The organism is uncultured Fibrobacter sp. (assembly GCF_946062555.1).
In the GTDB taxonomy this organism is placed as follows: domain Bacteria; phylum Fibrobacterota; class Fibrobacteria; order Fibrobacterales; family Fibrobacteraceae; genus Fibrobacter.
In genome coordinates this window covers 1-15,701 of record NZ_CAMGVQ010000038.1, presented here as the reverse complement: position 1 = coordinate 15,701, position 15,701 = coordinate 1, and the positions used below count along the sequence as shown (strand labels likewise).

Sequence of the window (15,701 nt, the reverse complement as noted above, 5' to 3'; positions counted from 1 at the left end):
AAAATCAAATTTTACAACGGTGAATATACAAAAATGCGGCGAAAAAAGCTAGAATGAGAAATAGACGGTAGACAGTAGGCCGTAGACGGTAGGAAGTGAGCCAAAAGAAACTCCGAATTCTGAAATCCGAATTCTGAATTAAATAACGTCTTTCTGTGCGGTCACGTGAGGTAAGAACCGCTTCATGAGCGGTATAATGCCCAGGTACAGGAGCATGGTCGTCACAAAGACAAAAGCAAGCGCCACAGGCCTCGGCCAATGCACGTGATTTTCCTGCAAAAACTTAATGATTCCCCATTGGACCCAACCGTGCGTCACCAGGATCATGATGGAATAGCGACCGAAGTAGGAAACGAGTGGAATTTTCCCGATGGCCTTGGATTGCAGTAGAACGGCGATGGTGCCCAGGAGCCCGCATAGGTATATGTTCCATATCGGGAACCAGTAGCGGTTGCTGACATAGCTGACGGATTCCGGCGGGGCGTTAAAGGAAAGTGCGAGGGTGATTCCAAAGAGTAAGAGAGCAAAGGGAATGTTCCAACGGTCCAGTCGGTTCGGCGCCAGAATTTTCGTGTAGCGGAAAGCCACGTGTCCTGCACAAAAGTAGGGAATTGCCGTGAGTGAAGAGGCGAGGAACATCGGGAGCTTGATGTCGTTTCGCCCGAGGAAGAAACCGAATAGGCCCAATATGACGGATAAACTGACGAGCGATGCCGTGGTGTGCTTCGGAAATTTTTTCGCAACTAATTTTTTTACGGCGAGGTGTAATCCGTAAAAGATTAGGTTCGTCCAGAATAGGCTTAGCAAGAACCATACGGGAATATTCGGAAATGTCTGTTTCCAAAAGAACGAATACCAGACACTCGCGCCTGGATTTGCCCGCAGATGCAGGTAATGCAGTGCAAAGGGCAATAGGCAAGAAAGAGTCACAAAAAAGAAGGCGAACGGAATGAGAAGCTTGTTCACCTTGCGTCGACAAAAGTCAAAGAAACCTGCGTATTCCTTGAAGAAAAGTCCCGACAGGAAAAAGTAGAGAGGCATGCGGAAAAGCGATACGGTTTCCTTGAGCGGGTAGCTTTCGATTCCCCAGGTGCTAGCGATGTGATGCCAAACCACCAGCATAATGCAAAAGCCCTTGGCCAAATCGACAAAGGCGTAGCGGGGCTTGGCATCGGGGGGCTGTGCGGGAGTTTCCATACGGCAAGGAACTGATTTTTACTTTTCCAGGAATTCAAAAATTCGTTTCTTGTAATCGCTCAGTTCATCGAATACGGCGTGACCGTAGCCTTCGTACATATAGAATTCGTATGGGATACTTTCGGTTTTTAACTTGTCTGCAATCTTGATGGAGGCTTCCGGGGTGGTCACGAGATCGTTCCCTGCGCCAAGAACTAATGTCGGGCTCTTGATTTTTCCGAGATCGTCGTAGGTGTTGACAAAGTCGCAGGCATGAGCGAAAATGGAAAAACGATCCATTTCGGCATCGGAGACGTTTTCGTACATCGCCTTGAGCGCCCTGCGGTAACGCGTCAGGAATTTTTCGCTAAAGCATTTGTCGAGGAAGGAATCAACGAGTTCCTGGGCGTTATGAGTGTCGGCTAGACGAGCCCATTTGCCGATGGTTTCTAGTTGCAGTGGTTCCGCGTGCGAAGTGGATGAACCGAGTACCAGCTTGTTTACGATTTGCGGATGACGGATTGCCATGTACTGGGCAATCATGCCACCTTGCGATACTCCAAAGATGTCGGCCTTTTCGATTCCGATGGACTTGAGGGCATTAACCTGGTCATCGGCCATTTGTTCAAGCGTGTAACCGGGTTTTGCCTCTTTTTTACGGTCAAAGAAATAGAGCGTGTAGTCGTTCAAGAATATCTTGTAAGGTACGCTAAAGGAGTTCGCGAAACTCAGGGGATTCTTGATAGAAATCCCGGGAATGACGACTAACGGCTTTTCGCCAGAACCGATTCTGGCGTAATCCATTTCAAAAGTATCCGTACGGACGGTCTGTACAAGAGAATCGCTCATGATTATAATATAGCAAGAAGTAGGAAGTAGACTGTAGGAAGTTGGAAGTAGACAGTGGGCTGTGACGATTACAAAAAATGCCGGAACAAGTCCGACATATAATTATTACTCAACTCCGAAATCCAAATTCTGGATTCCGAATTCCGAATATGGTTTAGTTTCTGTGGAAGTCGTCTTCCATGCGGATGATGTCGTCTTCGCCGGTGTATTCACCCACCTGGACTTCGACGATCACGAGTGGAAGTTTTCCTTCGTTCTGCAGACGGTGAACTTCACCCACGGGGATGTTGGTGGATTCGTTCGGACGCACGTAGAACACGTTCTTGCCGACGGTCACCGTGGCTGTACCGCTTACGACCACCCAGTGTTCGGAACGGTGCAGGTGCTTCTGCAGGGAGAGGCGCTTGCCCGGCTTCACCACGATACGCTTCATCTTGTAGCGTTCGGTGGATTCGAGCACGGAGTAAGTACCCCACGGACGGCTCACCGTCTGCGGCACGTTGATGAGGTCGGAGCCGCGCTGCTTGAGCTCTTCCACCACCTTCTTCACCTTCTGGCTGCTGGAAAGCGGGGCCACGAGCAAAGCGTCCGGAGTGTCGACGATGAGCATCTTGTCGAGGTCGATCGTCGCGATGGCGCGCTGGCTTCCCATCACGAGGGAATTCCTGGAACCGACGGCAATGTGGCGCGGGTTCACGTTGTTGCCATTGTCGTCGTGCGGATATTCGTTATAAAGACTGTCAAAACTGCCGAGGTCGCTCCAGCCGATATCACTCGGGACCACCTTCACCTTGCTCGACTTTTCCATCACGGCGTAGTCGATAGAGTTCGACGGGATGGCCATCATGTCGTCGCGGTCGATGCGGATGGGTTCGCCGTCTTCGACAGTCGCGTTAGAAAGCGCCTTCTGTGCGGCGGCGAGCATCTCGGGGGAGTACTTGCCGAGTTCGGCGAGGAAGGTCTTCGCCTTGAAGCAGAAGATGCCGCTGTTCCAGTAGAAGTTGCCGGAGAGCAGGTACTTTTCGGCGGTGGCAAGGTCGGGCTTTTCTACGAAACGCTTCACGTCTTCGCCGGCGGCTTCGATGTAGCCGTAGCCGGTCTCGGGACTCGTTGGTGTGATGCCGAAGGTCACGAGGTTGCCCGTCTCGGCGAGTTCCTGCGCACGGAGGAGAACCTTCTTGTACTCGTCCTTCTTGCGAATCACGTGGTCCGACGGGGACACGAGCACGATGGTCTCCGGATCCATGGTGAGGCAGGCGAGGGCGATCGCGGGAGCGGTATTGCGGCCCACGGGTTCCAGGAGGAACTTGCTTCCGGTAATGCCTTCCGTTTCGAGCTGGTCCTTCGCGAGGAAGAACTGGTCGGCGTTAGAAACGATAAACTGGGATTCGCAGACGGCGGAGTTGGTGACCACCGTCTTGCGGAACAGGGACTGCCCGTCAAAGAGCGGGGCAAACTGCTTGGGCATGAGGGAACGGCTCACGGGCCAGAGGCGCGTGCCCGAACCACCACAAAGAATCAAGTTAATCATACTCGGTTAGTTCCTTACTATTTGCCCTTTATGTCGTCCTTGACAATGTAGGCGTTATGCGTAGCCAGCATGCCATAGTAGACCGTCTGGACGGACGGGAGGATCAAGCTGATGAGGCGGTTCCAGGTGGCGAGACCGGAAGCATCCACGTACACGATATCGCGGGCGTTCAGTTCGAAACGGTCGGCCATCGCAAGTGCCATCGCGTTCTTGGCGTTCAGCTGGAACACGTCAATCTTGGTTTCAGAAGAATTGCGGATCACATAGATGCCGCGGGACGTGGCGTTCAAAGCCTGCAAGCCGCCGGCGGAGGCGAGAGCTTCGGCGAGGGTCAGCTTGCCGCTGTAGATATTCACGATGCCTGACCTGCCGACTTCGCCCATCACGTAGACCTTCTGTTCCTTCTGCGTTTCGGACAGTGCCGGAACAAAGAGCTGGTCCTTGGGTTGAACCATCATGCGTTCAAGGGGCAGGTTGGACTTGAAGGCGTCAAGGTAGTTGATGCTGTAGACCTTGTCGCCACGGCGAAGTTGCATTGCAGACGGATCAGCTTCCTTGGTGAACCCGCCGACGCTTGCAATCATGTCGGGGAGAGTCATCGGATTTTCGTTGAACGAAACGAAACCCGGACGTTCCACGGCGCCAGCCACAAATGCCCTGCGGCTGTTGTAGCCGGTAACGCGGACGTCGACCTGCGGGTCGTTCAGAATTTTGTCGGAGAGGCGCTTCGTGATTTCGGCGCGGAGTTCCTGGGCTGTCAGGCCTGCCGCCTGGAGTTCACCGGCGTAAGGATAGAAAAGCTTTCCGTCGGTAGTCACCTTTTGGCCTGCGGGCTGGTACTGGCCCATCGGAGAGGTCAGTTCCGGGTGTTCCCACACCACCACCTGAACCATGTCCAGAGGTCCAATGCGGTATTCCAATTCAGGAAGGGAATCTACAACCAGGTCCTTCAAATCGCCAAGGTCTGATGATCCATCGGCGGTTACGACACTCTTGCCAAGATCGCCTTGGTCGATGGAGTGAATTTGCACCGTCATGCCGTTATATTCGGCAGAATCGCTCGGCAAGGACATCTGCATCTGTGGACCGGCAAAGCAACCGGTCAAGACGACGGATGCCATGGAGCAAAGGCCTAAAAACATTTTTTTCATAAATCAACCCTTTTCTGCCAGCTATGCCTGGCCTTCACTTTGTTTGATTTTTTCAACCCAATAAGGAGTCAGCTTGGAGATGAAGTTCCAGGCGAGAACAAAGGCGTTCTCGGGACGGAGGTACGGGTCGGGAACGTCGACCCGCTGGGGTTCCCCGTAGCGGAAAACTTTGCCTTCTAGCCACGGATAGCGGTGCAGGAGCTCCATCTTGTGGCCATTTTCCATAACGAGAATCAAATCGGCCCACTTAAGGATGTCCAAATTGATTTGACGGGCTCGATGTGCGCTCATATCGATGCCATGCTCCAGCGCGATTTTTTGGCTGAGTTCATGTGCGGGATGGTCAACCAATGCCCCGAGGCCGGCACTCATCACTTCAAATTCAGGGCCCAATTCTTTCTTGAGACAGTATTCGCCTGTAGGGCTTCGACAAATATTACCTGTGCATACAACTAGAATGTGTTTCATTGGATGCTAAAATAGAAAAAAGACATATAATTGTTATAAATAATAAACGGGAAAGATTGCAAAAAAAAAGAAGAATTAAAAACATTTTAATTCTTCTTCGCTCCTTTTCAATTCAGCATTAAAGCTCGAAAGAAAAATTCAAATCCTTGAGCGCTGGATTTTTGGTATCCTTTTCGCTGAGAAGCGGCTCGAAACCATTGCCTACCGGCCACTCGATGCCGATTTCAGGGTCGTTCCACATCAGGCCGCCTTCGTCTTTCGGGTCGTAGAGACGAGTGCACTTGTACACGAAAGTCGCTGTTTCGCTGAGCACCACGAAACCGTGGGCAAAACCTTCGGGAATGTAGAACTGCTTCTTGTTTTCGGCAGAAAGAGTGACGCCTTCCCACTTGCCGAACGTGGGACTTCCCTTGCGCAGGTCTACAGCGACGTCGAAGACTTCTCCTTCGATGACGCGGACGAGTTTGCCTTGCGGGTTCTTCTTTTGGAAGTGCAGTCCGCGAAGAACACCCTTCTTGCTACGGGATTCGTTATCTTGTACGAATTCCATGTCCAGGCCGGCAGCGTCGAATTCAGCCTTGTTGTAGGTTTCCATAAAATAGCCGCGATGGTCGCCATAGACCGTCGGCTCGATGATTGTCACGCCCTCGATGGAGGTTTTAATGAAATTGAATTTGGACATATTTAGTTGGTAGTTGGCAGAACTTAGACCGCTTCGCTCTTAGACGAACAAATGAATCTAAGTTCTAAATTCTAAGTTCTACTTTCCCTTGTACATACTTTCGTAATACTTCTCGTAGTCGCCGCTGGTGATGTTGTCCAGCCATTCCTGGTTGTCGAGGTACCAGCGCACGGTCTTCTCGATGCCTTCCTCGAACTGCAGGGACGGTTCCCAGCCGAGATCCTTCTGGAGCTTGGTGGAGTCGATGGCGTAGCGCGCGTCGTGGCCCAGGCGGTCCGTCACGTAGGTGATGAGGTTCAGGTCTTCGCCTTCGGCGCGGCCGAGGAGCCTGTCGACGGTCTTGATCACGACCTTGATGATGTCGATGTTCTTCCATTCGTTGAAGCCGCCGATGTTGTAGGTTTCGGCAATCTTCCCGTTATGGAAAATCACGTCGATGGCGCGGGCGTGGTCTTCTACGAAGAGCCAGTCGCGAACGTTCTCGCCCTTGCCGTAAACCGGCAGCGGCTTCTTGTGGCGGATATTGTTGATGAAAAGCGGAATCAGTTTCTCGGGGAACTGGTACGGACCGTAGTTGTTGGAGCAGTTCGTTACGATCGTCGGCATGCCGTAGGTGTCGTGGAATGCACGCACAAAATGGTCAGAGCCGGCCTTGGATGCAGAATACGGGCTATGCGGCGTGTACTTCGTGGTTTCGTAGAAGAAGTCGTCACCGTAGGCCAGGTGATGTTCGGAGCTGGAGGCCGTCGTGGTGAACGGGGGCGTGATGCCTTCCGGGTGGTTCATCTTGAGGGCGCCATAGACTTCATCAGTGGAGATATGGTAGAAACGCTTGCCCTCGTACTTTTCCGGGAGGCTTTCCCAGTAGAGCTTCGCGGCCTGCAACAGGCTCAAAGTCCCCATCACGTTGGTCTTCGCGAAGGTGAACGGGTCCTTGATGGAGCGGTCCACGTGGCTTTCTGCCGCCAGGTGGATGATACCGTCGACATGCTCATCCTGCATAAGCTTGTAGAACGCGTCAAAGTCGCAGATGTCCATCTTCACGAACTTGTAGTTCGGCTTGCCTTCGATATCCTTGAGGTTCGCGAGGTTTCCCGCGTAGGTAAGCTTATCGAGGTTGATAATCTTGTATTCCGGGTACTTGTTCACGAACAGGCGAACCACGTGGCTTCCGATAAAGCCTGCACCGCCAGTAATGACAATGGATCGTTTCATAATTTTCCCTTAGTATTTAATCTTGCCTTCTGCAACTTTGCGCAGATGTTGACCGTAGGGGGATTTGCCGTACTTGGCTGCGGATTCAAGGAGCTTTTCCTTGCTAATCCAACCATTGATATAGGCAATTTCCTCGACTGCGCTAATCTGGATTCCTTGGCGGTTTTCGACCATCTTCACGAATTCGCCTGCTTCGATGAGGCTGTCCATGGTGCCGGTATCAAGCCAGGCGAAACCACGGCCGAGCAGTTTTACGTCGAGTTCCCCTTGTTCCAGGTAAACACGGTTGAGGTCCGTAATTTCAAGCTCGCCGCGAGCGCTGGGCTTCTGAGCCTTTGCATATTTGGAAACACGGTTGTCGTAGAAGTAGAGGCCCGTAATCGCGTAATTACTCTTCGGTTCCTTCGGTTTTTCTTCAACAGAAATCACCTTTCCGTTGTCGTCAAATTCTACGACGCCAAAGCGTTCCGGGTCTTCGACGTAGTAGCCGAAGACACTTGCACGACCTTTTTCTTCGGCATTCTTGACTGCCGCCTTGAGGAGCGGGCTGAAACCGTTGCCGTAGAAGATGTTGTCGCCAAGGACCATCGCGCAACAGTCGTTTCCGATAAATTCTTCGCCGAGGATAAAGGCTTGCGCAAGGCCATCAGGGCTAGGCTGTACCTTATAGCTTAGGTTCAGTCCCATGGTAGAACCGTCGCCCAGGAGTCGTTCAAAGTTGGGCAAGTCCGTCGGGGTCGAGATAATCAGGATGTCGCGAATGCCGGCGAGCATCAGTGTTGACAGCGGGTAGTAGATCATAGGCTTGTCGTAAACAGGCAAAAGCTGCTTACTGGTGACCATGGTCAGCGGATAAAGCCTTGTACCGGAGCCCCCGGCGAGAACGATTCCTTTCATATTGACTCCTTCGTCGGTTAATTAGTACTTCCCGTACTTGTAGCCGTAGCCTTCGGTGCGGCTGTGCTCGTACTTGTTGATGACAATCGAGGCGTGGGCCTGCGGATTGCCCTTGAGAATCTGCGACATGCCGTCCTTGATGGCTTCGATTGAATGCTTATTGTATTCAATGACCATCACGATCTGGTCGGCGACATAGCAGGCGAGCGCGGCGTCGGTGACGAGCATAATGGGCGGCGTGTCGACGATTACGAGGTCGTATTCCTGCTTGAATTTGTTGATTATTTCGGAATAATGCTTGGACCCCAAGAGTTCTGCCGGGTTGGCGGGAACATTGCCGCACGGAATGACAAAAAGGTTCTCGACTTCCGTGGGGAAAATCACTTTTTCGGGTTCCACCTTGCGGAGGAGTATCTGGGAAAGCCCGTCCCCGCGCTTGATGCCGAATTCCTTGTGCAAACGCCCCTTACGCAGGTCTGCGTCGATGAGTAGCACCTTCTTGCCGAGACCGGCGAACAGGGCGGCGAGGTTTACCGAGATAAAACTCTTGCCTACTCCGGGGATAAGGCCGCTTACACCGATGATGGATCCGCCTTCGTCCATCATTGAAAATTCAAGGGACGAACGCAATGCTCGGAGCGATTCTACTGCGACGTCGCCTGGTTCCACCACGGCCAGGGGACGAGTCCCCTTGGTTCCCTTCGGATTGCCCTTGGGAACCTTGGCATAAACGGTGAAGCCTGTTTCTTTCTCGATGAAGTTCGCGCTCTTGACGCCACTGCTAAACTTAGACTTGATCGAGACGATTGTTGCGCCCAACAGGAATCCGAGGAACAGGGCGACGCACAGGATAACTTTCTTCTTTGGCTTTGTGGGGACTGTCACCTGTTCGGCGAAATCAATGATTCGAACCGAGCCGACCTCACCGGCAGAAACGAGACGCAACTGCTGGATGTTGTTGAGCATGGTGGTGTACATGACCTTTGTCAGTTCCACCTGGTTCTGCAACTTAAGCACTTCCTGCTGGGTGGCGGGAAGCTTCTTTACTTCGCTGGAGGTTCCCGCAAGTTCGCGGCGTAGAGCGTCTTCTTGATCTTCAAGAGTTTTTACGGTGGGATGCTCGGAATGGAACAGACGGATTGCTTCTTGCTTGCGCTGCTGTAGGGCGAGAATATCCTGTTGCAGCTTCATGCGACGCTGTAACACCAACTGTGTTTCTGCATTGATGTCTACCGAACCGACGCGGTTACGGTAGGTGTTCAAGTTCATAAGGGACGAATCCATCTGGGCCTTGACATCGGGAAGCTGTTTTTCGAGGAAATTCAGGGTCTTTTGGGCTTCCGCATTGCGTTCCTCGACATTCTGTCGCAAGTAAGAAGATGCAACCTCGTTCAAAACTTCTACACTGCGGTCCGGATAAATATCTTGGTACGAAAATTCAAGGATTCCTGTTTTCTTGCCTTTTTCGGAAACGTTGAACGCTCCACGAAATTTTTCGATAGCGTCGAGACGCTTGAGTTTGTATACGGAGAATGTTTGACCGGGGCGAACCTCGGCACGGAAAATTCCGAAAGTGGCCGTATCGCCGGCATAAGCGAAATGATAGGTTTGCCCAGCACTACCTGTGAGGACCAATTTTTTGTCTTGGTCGAAGAGCTCGAAGTTGCCTAGGGAATCCTTGGCTACGACGGTCCAGGGCAGATTACGTTTTTCTTTAGGGACGTTGTTCCAGGGCACATTGAAGTTGCTCAGTTCTAGGCGGCCTTCTTTGTGCATGAGACGGTCCAGTTTGCTTTGAGGATCTGCGACTAGGTCAAGGCGCATTTTTTCAACGGCAGCGCCCATCACCTGACGGCTCTTGATTAGTTCCATTTCAGTTTCGGCGGGACTGCTAATCGCGAACAAAGCGCCGAGGCTTCCCATCATTCCCGAGGGCTTGCTATTTTTGGATTCGATTTGCAGAAGCGCATCCACCTGATAAACCGGTCTCACCCACATTGCGACAAATACGCCGATAATGCCGGCGAGTAACATTATAGGAACCATAATGGGCCAGTTTTTGGCCAGCTCCTTTAAAAGTTCTCCAAGATCGGTATCTTCTTTTTTCTTCGTAGCCATAAAGCGTTTTTCCTCTAACAAACGATGTCCGTATAATTTAGAAAAAACACACTATATGTAAAAAAGCTATCTTTGGCTTTATGAGTGAAAACGCCCCCAAACGCCTAAAAGATTTCTTGCCCCAAACCCCTTTTAAAGCCGGCGAAGGCGCCGAGACCCTGTTGGATGCGTTTATGGCATGGGCGGAATCCCGCGGCACAACGCTCTACCCCGCTCAAGAAGAAGCAATTCTTGAACTTTTGGACGGCAAAAACGTCATCTTGAACACTCCCACGGGCTCCGGAAAGTCAATGGTGGCATTAGCGCTCCATTTCGACAGTTTGGCCCATGGGCGCCGCAGCGTTTACACCTGCCCCATCAAGGCGCTGGTGAACGAAAAATGGATGGCGCTCTGCAAGGAATTCGGCGCCGAAAATGTGGGGCTTTCGACAGGGGATGCAACCGTTAACCACGACGCTCCCATCCTTTGCTGTACCGCAGAAATCCTGAGTAACATGGCGCTAAGTGAAGGCGAGCAGCTTACGATTACCGATGTGGTGATGGACGAATTCCACTACTATTCCGACAAGGAACGCGGCGTCGCTTGGCAAGTTCCGCTACTCACGCTTCCGCAAGCAAGATTTTTGCTCATGAGCGCCACCATAGGCGTCACCGAATTTTTCGAACTCGACATGACGAAGCATACGGGACGCGAGTCGGTGACGGTGCGTTCTTCGCAGCGACCGGTTCCGCTCGATTTCAGCTATTCCGAAACTGAAATTTCAAATACGGTGCAAAAGCTTGTTTCAGGCGGAAAATCGCCTGTTTACGTAGTACACTTTACGCAGGCCCAGGCGGCCACCAACGCCCAGAATTTCATGAGTCTGGACCTTTGCACTAAAGAAGAAAAACAGGCGATTAACGATGCCATCAAGGAAATCCGATTCAGCAGCCCCTACGGTCCCGAAGTCAAGCGCTGGCTCAAGCAAGGTATTGGCCTGCACCATGCGGGACTTTTGCCCAAGTACCGCATTCTCTGCGAAAAACTCGCACAAAAGGGACTCCTCAAGGTCATTTGCGGAACGGATACACTGGGCGTGGGCGTAAACGTGCCCATTCGAACGGTACTCTTTACGCAGCTCTGCAAGTACAGCGGCGACAAGACTGCAATCCTTACCGCGCGTGATTTCCACCAGATTGCAGGCCGCGCAGGCCGCAAGGGGTTCGACGACATCGGCTACGTAGTGGCGCAGGCGCCCGAACATGTCATCGAAAACTTGAAACTGGAAGCCAAGACAAAACAGACCGGCAAAAAATTCCAGAAAAAGAAACCGCCCGAGCATGGTTACGTTCCTTTTGACGAAAGCACCTACAAGCGCCTCATTGCCGCCTCGCCGGAACCGCTCACATCGAGTTTCCAGGTGAGTCACGGAATGCTCTTGAACATTCTCAGTCGCCCCACGGACGGTTGCGCCGCCATGCGCAACCTGCTCAAGGATTGCCACGAAAGCGCCGCCAGCAAAAAGAAATTGCAGCACCGCGCGTTTCAGCTTTTCAAGAGCCTCGTCAAAAAGAACATCATCGAATTTGTCACGCCGATTGCGCCCGGCTACAGTAAGCTCCGCGTCAACATGGACCTGCAAGACGACTTTTCCATGAATCAGCCGCTTTCGCTGTACCTGGTCGATACGCTTCCGAAACTGGACCGCGAAAGCCCCGAATACGCCCTCGATGTCATTACTTTGTGCGAAAGTATCGTCGAAAATCCCGAAGCAATCCTTCGCATTCAGCAGAACAAGGCGCGTAACGCTCGCCTCGACGAGCTCAAGGCGCAGGGCATGGAATTCAACCAGCGCATGGAAGAACTCGAGAAGGTGGAATACCCCAAGCCGCTTCGCGATTTCATTTACGACACCTTCAACGCCTTTGCCGAAGAACACCCTTGGGTCGACGTGAATATCGAACCCAAGAGCATCGTGCGCGAAATGTTCGAAAATTTCAGCACCTTTAGCGGCTACGTCAAGCAGTACGGCCTGCAGCGCATGGAAGCAATTCTACTCCGACATATCAACGGCGTTTACAAGGTGCTCACCCAAACCGTTCCCGACGGCTACAAGAACGAGGAACTCCTCGACATGCAAGACTATTTGGGCGACATGATTCGCCGCACCGACTCGAGCCTGCTCGAAGAATGGGAAAAGATGGCCCACCCCGAAGACTACCAGAAGCGCATGGAAGCCGCGGGCGCCACGGAACTCGAGACCGCCTTCGGGGCCGACAAGGTGGCCGCCGACATCACCTACGACAAGAAGCATTTTATTGTCATGGTGCGCCAGCGCATCTTCCAGCTTATGTCCGCTTTGCAGAAGCAGGCCTATGGCGATGTGCTCGACATGCTCGCCGACGACCTCGCCGAAGGTCAGATGCTCGTGGACGGCGACGGAAAGCCTTGGACCGAAAACGGTCTCATGGAAATCATGGCCGCCTATACCGCAGAACACCACAAGTTCCGTCTCGATGTCGAAGGCCGCTCGTTGCACCATACGATTATCACCTACGAAGGTGATATCATGCACGTGCAGCAGATGCTGCAAGACGAAGAAGACTTTAACGACTGGAGCATCGATTTCGATGTGAATCTTGCCGAATGCCGCGACGCGGGCATGCCGCTCCTTAAAATGATTCGCATCGGTGAAGCGTAAGCAATTTGCAATTAGAAAAAACAGGTGATTTTTTCTATCTTTGGCCTCGTAAAATTTAAAAGGACACTAACCATGAACTACAATCCTTTAGCACAGGCTCTCAATGCAGAACTTTCCGCAAACGGCTGCAAAGTTCTCGATATGCTCTCTGAACAGGGCAAGGCGATTTTCTTCCCCCGCAAGGGAATCCTCGGCCAAGGCGCCGAAGCCAAGGGCTCCGAGATCAACGCTACGATTGGCACCGCCCTCGAAGACGATGGCTCTCCGCTCGTGCTGGATTGCGTCCTCAAGTCCCTGAATCTGCCCAAGCAGTCCTTCCTGTACGCCCCGAGCTTCGGTAACCCGGACCTCCGCAAGGAATGGAAGAAGCAGGTCATCATCAAGAACCCGACGCTTGCAAACAAGAACTTCAGCACGCCGGTCGTGACCTGCGCCCTCACCCACGCCATCAGTTGCGCCGGCTACCTGTTCCTCGATGCCGGTGACGAAGTGATTATCCCGGACCTGTACTGGGACAACTACGAGCTCGTGTTCGAAAACGCCCGCGGCGCCAAGATCAAGACCTTCAACACCTTCAAGAACGGCGGTTTCGATACCGAAGCCTTGAAGGCCGCTTTGGATAACAGCAAGGGCGACAAGAAGGTCGTGCTCCTGAACTTCCCGAACAACCCGACCGGCTACACCGCTACCGAAACGGAAGCGGTTGAAATCGCCAAGATCCTCTCCGAATGTGCCGCCAAGGGCAACAAAGTGGTGGCCCTCCTCGACGATGCCTACTTCGGACTGGTGTACGAAGAAGGCGTGACCAAGGAATCCCTGTTCGTCAAACTCGTGGACGCTCACGAAAACCTCCTCGCCGTCAAGCTCGACGGTCCGACCAAGGAAGACTACGTATGGGGCTTCCGCGTAGGCTTCATGAGCTTCGGCTTCAAGGGTGCAACTGAGGCACAGCTCAAGGCTATGGAAGACAAGGCCGCCGGTACCGTTCGTGGCAACATCTCGAATGGCCCTTCCATCAGCCAGAAGATTCTGCTTGCCGCTTATCAGAGCGAAGAATACGCCCAGCAGAAGGCTGAAAAGTACGCGACCCTCAAGAAGCGCTACGACATCATCAAGGAAGTCCTCGCCGCCCATCCGGAATACAAGGAAGCTTTCGACCCGATGCCGTGCAACAGCGGTTACTTTATGTGCATCAAGCCGAAGGGTGTCGACGCAGAACAGCTCCGCGAAAAGCTCATCAAGGACTACAGCACCGGTACGATTATGCTTTCTGGCCTGATCCGCCTCGCATTCTCTGCCGTGCCGACCGAAAAGCTTCCCAAGCTCTTCGACAATATCTATTATTGCATCATGGGAATGAAATCGTAGATTTCATTCTAAATTCAGAATTATGATTTCGGATTTCGGAGTTGTTAATAAGGCGGCTACGCCGCGACTATTTAAGTTCTGAACTCTGAATTCCGAACTCTTAATTAATCACCTGGAGGATACATGTCCGACAACGCCATTTTAAGTTACAACGGAAAGAGCATCGAGCTCCCTGTTGTTGAAGGTGCTGAAAACGAACACGGTCTCGACATCTGCAAACTCCGCAAGGAAACCGGCCTGGTGACCTTGGATTACGGCTACCTGAATACCGGTAGCACCCGCAGCGCCATCACTTACGTGGACGGCGAAAAGGGAATTCTGCGTTACCGCGGCTACAGCATCGAAGACCTTGCCGAAAAGGCAACCTTCCCCGAAACCGCCTGGCTCCTGATTTACGGTGAACTGCCGACTCAGCAGCAGCTCGCGCGTTTCCGCACGTTGTTGACCGAGAACGCCCTCCTCCACGAAAACCTTCTGCACTTCTTTAGGCAGATGCCGCCGAGCGCTCACCCGATGGGCATCCTCAGCTCCATCGTGAACGCCGTGGGCCTGTTTACGCCGCGTTTCTACGACGACGAAAACATCGCCGACGTGTTCGACCTGACGACCGCGAGCCTGATTTCGAAAATCCGCACGATCGCCGCCTTCTCTTACAAGGCAAGCATCGGTGAACCGTTCGTGTACCCCGAAGCGGAACGCAGCTACTGCAGCAACTTCCTGAACATGATGTTCAGCAGCAAGGCCCGTTCTTACCATCCGGATCCGATCATGGAAAAGGCTCTAAACACGCTTCTGATTGTACACGCCGACCACGAACAGAACTGTTCTACCTCGACCGTGCGTATGGTGGGCAGTTCTCACGCCAACTTGTACGCAAGTATCTGTGCAGGCATTTGCGCCCTGTGGGGTCCGCTCCATGGCGGCGCCAACCAGGCCGTGCTGGAAACGCTCCTGCGCATTCAGCAGAGCGGCATGACCATTGACCAGGTGATGGCAAAGGCCAAGGACAAGAACGACCCGTTCCGTCTTTCCGGTTTCGGTCACCGCGTCTACAAGAGCTACGATCCGCGCGCGAAGGTTTTGAAGAAGCTCATGTACCAGGTGTTCGAGCGAGAGCACTTCCACGACCCGCTGCTGGACATTGCGCTCAAGCTCGAAGAAGCCGCCCTCAAGGACGACTACTTCATTGAACGCAAGCTCTACCCGAACGTGGACTTCTACTCGGGCATTCTCTACCGCGCCATGGGCATTCCGACGAACATGCTTACGGTGATGTTCGCCATCGGCCGCCTCCCCGGCTGGATCGCCCACTGGAAAGAAATGCACGACGATCCGAATTCCAGGATCAACCGTCCGCGCCAGATTTACACGGGCCACACCGCCCGCGCCTGGATCGACCGCGACAAGAGATAAAAGACCGTTCGCTCCCAAATAAGTGAATTCGTCCCCAGCGAGCTCACTCTCGCAACCGCCCTCGGTAAACACCCGAGGGCTTCGTTGCTCACGGAATACCGTTCGCTCCCAAATAAGTGAATTCGTCCCCAGCGAGCTCACTCTCGCAACCG

Annotated in this window: 12 protein-coding genes; 3 read left to right on the top strand and 9 right to left on the bottom strand. The window is 52.9% G+C overall.

Annotated elements, in window-relative coordinates:
* Positions 1-138: 138 nt before the first annotated feature.
* The 9 genes from Q0P86_RS11225 to Q0P86_RS11185 all read right to left on the bottom strand — a co-directional run bounded on the left by Q0P86_RS11225 (position 139) and on the right by Q0P86_RS11185 (position 10,087).
* Entirely contained in the window at positions 139-1,197 is a 1,059-nt protein-coding gene (locus Q0P86_RS11225; protein WP_295039496.1) for an acyltransferase, read from the bottom strand.
* 18 nt (positions 1,198-1,215) lie between these two features.
* A complete protein-coding gene (locus tag Q0P86_RS11220) occupies positions 1,216-2,025 on the bottom strand; it encodes an alpha/beta hydrolase (RefSeq protein ID WP_291025423.1) in 810 nt (269 codons plus the stop codon).
* A 154-nt stretch (positions 2,026-2,179) separates the two neighbouring features.
* Complete coding sequence (locus tag Q0P86_RS11215) at positions 2,180-3,556, bottom strand: mannose-1-phosphate guanylyltransferase/mannose-6-phosphate isomerase (protein WP_295039494.1); 1,377 nt, start codon at positions 3,554-3,556, stop codon at positions 2,180-2,182.
* Positions 3,557-3,573: 17 nt separating this feature from the next.
* The gene (locus tag Q0P86_RS11210; protein WP_072978030.1) at positions 3,574-4,707 is read right to left on the bottom strand and encodes a polysaccharide biosynthesis/export family protein; all 1,134 of its coding nucleotides are present in this window, start codon (positions 4,705-4,707) and stop codon (positions 3,574-3,576) included.
* Between the two features lie 21 nt (positions 4,708-4,728).
* Positions 4,729-5,175, bottom strand: a complete 447-nt coding sequence (locus Q0P86_RS11205) for a low molecular weight protein-tyrosine-phosphatase (protein ID WP_294114804.1) — start codon at positions 5,173-5,175, stop codon at positions 4,729-4,731.
* A 118-nt stretch (positions 5,176-5,293) separates the two neighbouring features.
* Entirely contained in the window at positions 5,294-5,857 is a 564-nt protein-coding gene (rfbC, locus tag Q0P86_RS11200) for a dTDP-4-dehydrorhamnose 3,5-epimerase (RefSeq protein ID WP_290992544.1), read from the bottom strand.
* A gap of 78 nt (positions 5,858-5,935) precedes the next feature.
* A complete protein-coding gene (locus Q0P86_RS11195) occupies positions 5,936-7,072 on the bottom strand; it encodes a dTDP-glucose 4,6-dehydratase (RefSeq protein WP_295039492.1) in 1,137 nt (378 codons plus the stop codon).
* 9 nt (positions 7,073-7,081) lie between these two features.
* A complete protein-coding gene (gene rfbA / locus Q0P86_RS11190) occupies positions 7,082-7,969 on the bottom strand; it encodes a glucose-1-phosphate thymidylyltransferase RfbA (protein ID WP_294115602.1) in 888 nt (295 codons plus the stop codon).
* A gap of 21 nt (positions 7,970-7,990) precedes the next feature.
* Positions 7,991-10,087, bottom strand: coding sequence for a polysaccharide biosynthesis tyrosine autokinase (locus tag Q0P86_RS11185; RefSeq protein WP_295039489.1), 2,097 nt, complete (start codon positions 10,085-10,087; stop codon positions 7,991-7,993).
* A gap of 80 nt (positions 10,088-10,167) precedes the next feature.
* Between Q0P86_RS11185 and Q0P86_RS11180 the strand changes: the two genes are divergently transcribed.
* From Q0P86_RS11180 to Q0P86_RS11170, 3 genes are all read left to right on the top strand, one after another.
* Positions 10,168-12,768, top strand: a complete 2,601-nt coding sequence (locus Q0P86_RS11180) for an RNA helicase (protein WP_295039486.1) — start codon at positions 10,168-10,170, stop codon at positions 12,766-12,768.
* A gap of 72 nt (positions 12,769-12,840) precedes the next feature.
* Entirely contained in the window at positions 12,841-14,136 is a 1,296-nt protein-coding gene (locus Q0P86_RS11175; RefSeq protein ID WP_295039484.1) for an aminotransferase class I/II-fold pyridoxal phosphate-dependent enzyme, read from the top strand.
* Between the two features lie 123 nt (positions 14,137-14,259).
* Positions 14,260-15,549, top strand: coding sequence for a citrate synthase (locus Q0P86_RS11170; RefSeq protein WP_290992528.1), 1,290 nt, complete (start codon positions 14,260-14,262; stop codon positions 15,547-15,549).
* Positions 15,550-15,701 lie beyond the last annotated feature (152 nt).

What these genes read in the sequence shown, in the direction of transcription:
- Q0P86_RS11205 (WP_294114804.1), bottom strand. Translation starts at nt 5,175, where the DNA reads ATGAAACACATTCTAGTTGTATGCACAGGTAATATTTGTCGAAGCCCT.
- Q0P86_RS11225 (WP_295039496.1), bottom strand. Translation starts at nt 1,197, where the DNA reads ATGGAAACTCCCGCACAGCCCCCCGATGCCAAGCCCCGCTACGCCTTT.
- Q0P86_RS11210 (WP_072978030.1), bottom strand. Translation starts at nt 4,707, where the DNA reads ATGAAAAAAATGTTTTTAGGCCTTTGCTCCATGGCATCCGTCGTCTTG.
- Q0P86_RS11185 (WP_295039489.1), bottom strand. Translation starts at nt 10,087, where the DNA reads ATGGCTACGAAGAAAAAAGAAGATACCGATCTTGGAGAACTTTTAAAG.
- Q0P86_RS11215 (WP_295039494.1), bottom strand. Translation starts at nt 3,556, where the DNA reads ATGATTAACTTGATTCTTTGTGGTGGTTCGGGCACGCGCCTCTGGCCC.
- Q0P86_RS11180 (WP_295039486.1), top strand. Translation starts at nt 10,168, where the DNA reads ATGAGTGAAAACGCCCCCAAACGCCTAAAAGATTTCTTGCCCCAAACC.
- Q0P86_RS11170 (WP_290992528.1), top strand. Translation starts at nt 14,260, where the DNA reads ATGTCCGACAACGCCATTTTAAGTTACAACGGAAAGAGCATCGAGCTC.
- Q0P86_RS11195 (WP_295039492.1), bottom strand. Translation starts at nt 7,072, where the DNA reads ATGAAACGATCCATTGTCATTACTGGCGGTGCAGGCTTTATCGGAAGC.
- Q0P86_RS11220 (WP_291025423.1), bottom strand. Translation starts at nt 2,025, where the DNA reads ATGAGCGATTCTCTTGTACAGACCGTCCGTACGGATACTTTTGAAATG.
- Q0P86_RS11175 (WP_295039484.1), top strand. Translation starts at nt 12,841, where the DNA reads ATGAACTACAATCCTTTAGCACAGGCTCTCAATGCAGAACTTTCCGCA.
- rfbC (WP_290992544.1), bottom strand. Translation starts at nt 5,857, where the DNA reads ATGTCCAAATTCAATTTCATTAAAACCTCCATCGAGGGCGTGACAATC.
- rfbA (WP_294115602.1), bottom strand. Translation starts at nt 7,969, where the DNA reads ATGAAAGGAATCGTTCTCGCCGGGGGCTCCGGTACAAGGCTTTATCCG.